General features: G+C 62.8%; 6 protein-coding genes and 1 pseudogene. All 7 read left to right on the forward strand.

The window, feature by feature from the left end; translation table 11 throughout:
• The first annotated feature begins 220 nt into the window (after positions 1-220).
• Positions 221-1,600, forward strand: a complete 1,380-nt coding sequence (locus Mrose_RS19325; protein ID WP_245969516.1) for an HD-GYP domain-containing protein — start codon at positions 221-223, stop codon at positions 1,598-1,600.
• Positions 1,601-1,617: 17 nt separating this feature from the next.
• Positions 1,618-2,100: a DUF5317 domain-containing protein gene (locus Mrose_RS03410; protein ID WP_119276022.1), complete on the forward strand. Its 483-nt coding sequence runs from the start codon at positions 1,618-1,620 to the stop codon at positions 2,098-2,100.
• Between the two features lie 75 nt (positions 2,101-2,175).
• Positions 2,176-3,183, forward strand: coding sequence for an isocitrate/isopropylmalate dehydrogenase family protein (locus Mrose_RS03415; RefSeq protein ID WP_119276023.1), 1,008 nt, complete (start codon positions 2,176-2,178; stop codon positions 3,181-3,183).
• 203 nt (positions 3,184-3,386) lie between these two features.
• Positions 3,387-4,526, forward strand: coding sequence for a type IV pilus assembly protein PilM (gene pilM / locus Mrose_RS03420; protein ID WP_119276024.1), 1,140 nt, complete (start codon positions 3,387-3,389; stop codon positions 4,524-4,526).
• Positions 4,519-5,223 (forward strand): flagellar protein FliT, encoded by a 705-nt coding sequence (locus Mrose_RS03425; protein ID WP_119276025.1) that lies wholly within the window; start codon positions 4,519-4,521, stop codon positions 5,221-5,223. The genes pilM and Mrose_RS03425 overlap by 8 nt, the downstream gene beginning before the upstream one ends.
• Positions 5,213-5,791 carry a type IV pilus inner membrane component PilO gene (locus Mrose_RS03430; protein ID WP_245969518.1) on the forward strand — a complete coding sequence of 193 codons (579 nt, stop codon included), beginning with the start codon at positions 5,213-5,215 and terminating at the stop codon, positions 5,789-5,791. Before Mrose_RS03425 ends, Mrose_RS03430 begins: the two co-directional genes overlap by 11 nt.
• A pseudogene (locus Mrose_RS18545) lies at positions 5,788-6,410 on the forward strand (hypothetical protein); the annotation flags it as partial. The gene Mrose_RS03430 and the pseudogene Mrose_RS18545, both read left to right, overlap by 4 nt.

Raw genomic sequence — 6,410 nt, forward strand, 5'->3', positions numbered from 1 at the left:
GAAAGCGGAGCCGGAATAAATCCAGGTTCCCCAATGGGAGGATCGCATGAAAAAGCTCGCCTACAAAATCTTCGCTCTGGTTGCTAGCCTCGTAGCCCTTGGTCTCGCTGCTGGCGCTGGTGTGGATTGGGGTTAGACCAACGTACTAAACATGCCAAGAGGTGCAGGTTGTGAAGCCTGCACCTCTTGAGTTTTGTTTTATCGTTACACTGCGAAGTATATGCAGCCGCAGTCTTTGGCTCTGCCTCCTCGCCCAGTGCTTATCTATATCTGCATTCTGACCGCCATCTTGGCCGGACTGCTATATGGTCTCACACTACTGCCCAGCAAAAGCGCACCCCTGGTTGGGGATTTGCTGTTCTGGGGGCTGCTGTTAGCTTGGTCTTATGGAACCTGGATTCGGCTCCCATTCTCTGCTTATATCTCCCACTCCTTCATCATCCTGCTAGCAAGCATCGTCCTCTTCCCTCCGTGGGTGCCACCTCTCCTTGCGCTGGTCTTTCGCTTCAAAAAGCTAAGCAATTCCTACCCTTGGTACAAGGATCTGTTCAACCGAGTGCAATATGGGCTATCCACCGGGCTGAGTGCGCTGGCCTGGTACTACTTAAATTCCACCTTTCATCTGGGCGAACTGACCTCCGTGGTTGCGATTATCGGTACCTCCGCCGTCTTCTTTGCCGTAAACGTGGGCTTGGTTATCAGTGTCATCCGCCTATCGTCAGGAGCGCCTGTACGCAAAATCTGGGCTTCCAATTTCAGCTGGCTCTCGAGCAGCTACCTCCTGCTTTCCCCGGTGGCGCTCTTTCTGGCAAACGCATACAGCAAACCGTTGGTCGGGGATTGGGGAGGGTTCACCGTTCTGGCATTCATGGTGGTGTTCTACTTCTCCCGCTTCTACTGGGACGAGAAGGTAAAGCTCGAGGACGCTTTCAACGCCACCATCGATACTCTGGTGCAAGCTCTTGATGCCAAGGATAACTTCACGCGCTTGCACTCCGAGCGGGTCTCTGCCATCGCGGTAGACCTGGCCAAAGCCAAAGGGCTCGACGAGGCCGATCGGCGCAAGATCGCCTATGGGGCCCGCATCCACGACATCGGCAAGGTGGGCATTCCCGATGACGTGTTGCTCAAGCCCGTCCGGCTGACCAGCCAGGAATTTGAGCTCATCAAGAGCCACACCACTCGAGGGGTCGAGATTCTCAAACCGGCAGCCCGCTACTTCAAGGAAGTTTTGCCCATCGTGCTCTATCACCACGAACGCTGGGACGGACGAGGGTATCCCGAGGGGCGGGCGGGGGATGCCATCCCACTTTGGGCTCGCATCGTCTGCATCGCGGATGCCTACGAGGCCATGACGGCGGGGCGCTCCTACTCTCCTCCCAAGTCGCCCCAGCGGGCCATGCAAGAGCTCGAGGACCTCGCCGGAGACCAGTTCGACCCGGAACTGGTTAAGCTCTTTAAGGAGATCTGGTTGCAAGACCCGATCTGGAAAGACCGGGAGGTTTTCCTACGCAGCTATACCTCGCCAGTGCCCTTGTCGGAATTGCCCTCGCTCTCGCGTTCGGAGTCCGCTTCGGTGACTTCACAAGAGTTGAGCTAAGGGCATTTTGGGCCTTCGTGCTGGGGGCCTTGCTCGAGGCCTTCGTCGGGTTTTCGACCCGCCAGGGCTGGCTCAGCCCCGAGGTGGGGGGGCCGCTGGCCAAGGCCTGTGTGCTCCTGTGCGTGAGCTACGGGCTCCTGATGAACCTGCGCCTGCGCAGCCTGTGGTTCATCTGGCTGGGTCTTGCGCTCAATACCGTGGTCATCGTGGCCAATCAGGGCCACATGCCCGTGCGCCTCGAGGCCATCCCCCTCGAGGCCCGTGAGGCCATGGCCCTCCAACTCGCGTCGCGCTCAGACGCGGTGCACTCACTCATGACCCCACAGACCCCCTTCTACTACCTGGGGGATATCCTCCCGGTCTACTGGAGCAAAACCGTGCTCAGCCTGGGGGACGTGTACTTGCTGATTGGGATCGCGGCGCTGGTGCTCGAGCTTGGACTAAAAGCCAGGCGAGGGCGAGAGGATTGGAACATCGATATCCGCTTCGATGCGGATTGAGACTCCAGACAGGTCGGGATGGGCGTGCGAATGTATTGGGCGCGAAAGGACGTAGAATGGCGTCCGGTGATTTGAATGAGCCGCACCTACAAAATCTGTTTGATCGAAGGCGATGGCATTGGACACGAGGTTATTCCAGCCGCCCGGCTGGTGCTCGAGGCCACCGGCTTGAAGTTCGACTTCGTGGAGGCCGAGGCGGGCTGGGAAACCTTTGAGAGAATCGGAACCTCAGTCCCCGAAGAGACCGTGGAGAAGATCTCGGCCAGCGACGCCACGCTCTTTGGCGCGGCCAGCAGCCCCAACAAGAAGGTGCCGGGCTTTTTCGGGGCCATCCGTTACCTGCGTAAACGCCTGGACCTCTTCGCCAACGTGCGCCCGGCCAAGTACCACCCGGTTCCCGGAGCCCGCCAGGGCGTAGATCTCATCGTCGTGCGCGAGAACACCGAAGGGCTCTACGTCGAGCAGGAGCGCAGCTACTTGAATGGGGAGCTGGCCATCGCCGACACGGTGATCACCCGCAAGGCCAGCTCGCGCATCGGGGAGTACGCGCTCAAGCTGGCCATGACCCGCCCGCGCAAGCAACTTCACGTGGCCCACAAGGCCAACGTACTGCCGCTGACCCAGGGGCTGTTCCTCAACACCGTGCTCGAGCAGGCCAGGAACTACCCCGAGGTCAAGACCCAGGACATCATCATCGACAACTGCGCCATGCAACTGGTGATCCGTCCCGAGCGCTTCGACGTGCTGGTGACCACCAACCTCTTCGGCGACATCATCTCCGACCTCACCGCTGGGCTGGTGGGCGGCCTGGGCATCGCCGCCAGCGGTAACATCGGCCTCAATAACGCCATCTTCGAGCCGGTGCACGGCAGCGCGCCGGACATCGCGGGCAAGGGCATCGCCAACCCCGCCGCCACCATCCTCTCGGCGGCCATGATGCTCGACCACCTGGGCGAGCACGAGACCGCACGGCGGCTCGAGCGCGCGGTGGACCGGGTGCTGGAGAATGGCCCCCGCACCCCCGACCTGGGTGGCGAGGCCAGCACCGAAGCTTTTGCCCGCGCGGTGGCCGCCGCTCTGTAACGCCAGGTTCGTTAACTTGTTCTTTAGCTTAGCCAGTCCAACGGCTCAAATTGGCTCCTGGACGAGATTCGTCCAGGAGTTCATTTGACCATTCTTAGTGCGACGGCTTACGTTACACTTATGCAAGCAGAAGGTCCCAGGAATTTCGCCAATGTTATAATGAAATCCGTCCTGGGAACCGATGTTTATCGAAAGGGGGCAGTGTGCGTGAGTTCTTTAGCAGCTTGTTGAAGCCACGGGTCGAGGCCCTCGGCCTCGAGATCGGCTCGGCCAACCTCAAGCTGGTAGAGCTATCGGGGACACCCCCTACGCTGCGGGGCTTATCCATCCGGCCGACCCCTCCGGGGCTCTTCCAGGAGGGCAACATCGCTGATCCACAGGCGCTGGCCAACGAGCTGCGCGAGATGCTGGCGGAGATCAGAACCCGCAAGCGCTACGTGGTCACAGCGGTGAGCAACTCGGCGGTCATCACCCGTACCCTCCAGGTACCCAAGATGGCCGCCAAGCAGCTCGAGGAGGCCGTGCGCTGGGAGGCGGAACGTTACATCCCCTTCCCCATCGACGAAGTGGTGATGGACTTCGCTCCTTTGGACCCCCTCGACAGCGTAGCGGAAGGTGAGCAGATGGACGTGGTGGTGGGGGCAGCCCGGCAGGAGACCGTGGCCAGCTTGGTCGAGACCCTCAAGGCCGCCAGCCTCGAGCCGCTAATCATCGACGTCAAGCCTTTTGCCGGGCTGCGCGTGCTCGAGCCGCAGCTCGTGGGTGATGGGGGCCGCGAGCTGGTGACGCTGTACTTCGAGATCGGAGCCGAGTCCAGCGCGCTGGTGCTGACCCGCGGGGAGCGCCTGCTGCTCAACCGCGTGATCAACCTCTCGGGCAAGGACTTCACCGCGGCCATCGCCAAGGCTTTCAACCTCGACAGCACCGCCGCCGAGGAGGCGAAGAAGAACTACGGTCTGGCCACCATCCCCACCGAGGACGAGGACTTGCTCTTAGACTTCGACGCCGAGCGCGAGCGCTTCAACCCCGCCCGCATGTACGACGCCATCCGCCCAGTGCTCGTCGAGCTTACCACCGAGTTGCGGCGCAGCCTCGAGTTCTTCCGGGTGCAAGTCGGCGACCTGGGCATCGACCAGGGCTTCGTGGCCGGGGGAGGCAGCAAACTGCGCAGCCTGGTGCCGCTGCTGGCCGATACCTTGGGCATCCCGCTGGAAGTGGTGGACCCCTGGAAAAATCTCTCCTATGATAAGAGCCGCTTCGACCCGGACTACCTGCGCGGCCTCGCGCCCGAGTTCGCGGTGCCGGTGGGTTTAGCCATGCGGGGGGTGGGTCCAATTGATTAAGCTCAACCTGCTGCCCAAGACCCTGCGTCGCCGGGTAGAGCCGGGGTGGTGGCGACTGGCCGCCATCGGCTTCGCTGGGTTGACGCTGGGTATCGTGGCTTACCTCTACTTCTCCACCCTCTCGCAACGCAACGCATTGCAGAGGGAGCAGGAGCAGCTTCAGATCGAGGTTAACTCGCTTCAGCGCTTCATCGCCGAGCAGCGCCGCCTCGAGCAGCAGCGCACCGAGCTACAACAGGTGATCGCAATCAAGGCCCAACTCGACCAGAGCAAGGTCAACTGGTCGGACTACCTGGCCGCCGTCATCAACCAGATCCCCCGCTCGAGCAGCGCCCCCAGCGGCAGCGCTTTCGGGGTCAACCTCAAGAGCATCGGCACCAAGCTGCTGACCCCCAGCGAAGTTCAAAACGCCGTCCGCACGGGGGCCTACGACGGCAAGAGCGCCCGGGTGGAGTTCGACCTGCGCGGCGAAGCCCTCAACGAACGCGAGCTGATCCGCTTCGTGGATGCCTTCGAGTCCTCACCCCGCTTCGGCATCAACTTCCGCGACACCTCGCTGGATCAGCAGCGGGGGGTCTACACCTTCTCAGCCGTCATAGGGCTGGTGGACAACACTCAAGCACCCCAGCCGGCACCCAGCAGCAACAACGCCACGCCACAGGGCAGCACCGAAGGAGGTGGGCAAGGTGCTCGCTAGGCTCGGACAGCGCGAATGGGCCATCATCGTCATTGTGATCTCCGTGCTGCTGGGCATCGGGCTGTACATCTTCCTGATTCAGCCCATGCAGTCGCAGATCGCCAACCTGCAAAGCCAGATCGCCGAGCTTTCGGTGCAACGTGACCGCGGTCGGGCTGCCGAGCGGGCGCTACCCCAGTTGCGGGCGACCATCATCGACCTCGAGCTCCAGCGCCAGCGCTTCTTCCGCGAGCTCCCCCCCCAAGAAGACCTCTCCCAGGTGCTCACCCTCCTCACCCAGCTGGCCCGCCGCAGCGGGGTCACGCTCAAGAGCATCGGGCGCACGACCGGGGGCAGCGAGGTCGCGGGGGTGCGCACCATCAACCTGGCCATGCAGGTTGAGTCGCCCTTCCCCGAACTCTTCACCTTCCTCAAGCAGCTCGAGAACCTCCAGCGCTTCGCCACTATCTCCGGCCTCAACCTGACCGTGGGCGCCGAGAGCAGCAACCCCGTCATCAACAGCAGCATGACCATGACCGTCTACGTCTACACCGGTCAGACCGCAGCACCAGAGGGAGGGCAGCCATGAGCCAGCTCGGCAACACCCTCCGCAAACTCCCCCAATCCACCAAGGTGGCTCTAGCTGGCCTGCTGTTTGCTGCTCTGGTCGCAGTATGGTATCTGGTGGCCAACCGGGTGGGCCAACCGGAAACCGCGACCGCGCCGCTTTCCCCACCGGAGGGAACCGCGCCCACGCGCTCGCTCGAGGTTGTGGCCCTGCCCTTCCTCAAAGGCGAAGTCACCCCTAGCAGCCCAAGTCAGGCTCCCGAAGCTGAGGGGGGTGCGGCCCAGCCCGCTCAGGCCACCCCCGGCCCCACCGCCCCTGGCCGACTTCAGGTGCAGGCCCCGCCAAACCCCTTCGTTCCGCTGTTCCCGGTGGCGACCCCGCCCAGCCAGCAGCCCACCGCCACCCCAACCCAGCCCCCAACGCCGGTGGCCGTGGCCCAGACCCCACCCCCAACCCGCGCGATTCCCAGCGGTCCTAGGGTTCAGGTCAGCCAGCCTCAGACGGCCCTCCCCTCCCCCAATATCCGGGTGACGGCCCCCACGAGCACGCCACGGCCCGTCGCTACTGCCGCCACCCCCAGCGGCAGCCAGGCCAGGCTTCCCGCCGCCAATCCCCGCGCCGGAGGCAGCGTACCTGCACC

This window comes from Calidithermus roseus (genome assembly GCF_003574095.1).
In the GTDB taxonomy this organism is placed as follows: domain Bacteria; phylum Deinococcota; class Deinococci; order Deinococcales; family Thermaceae; genus Calidithermus; species Calidithermus roseus.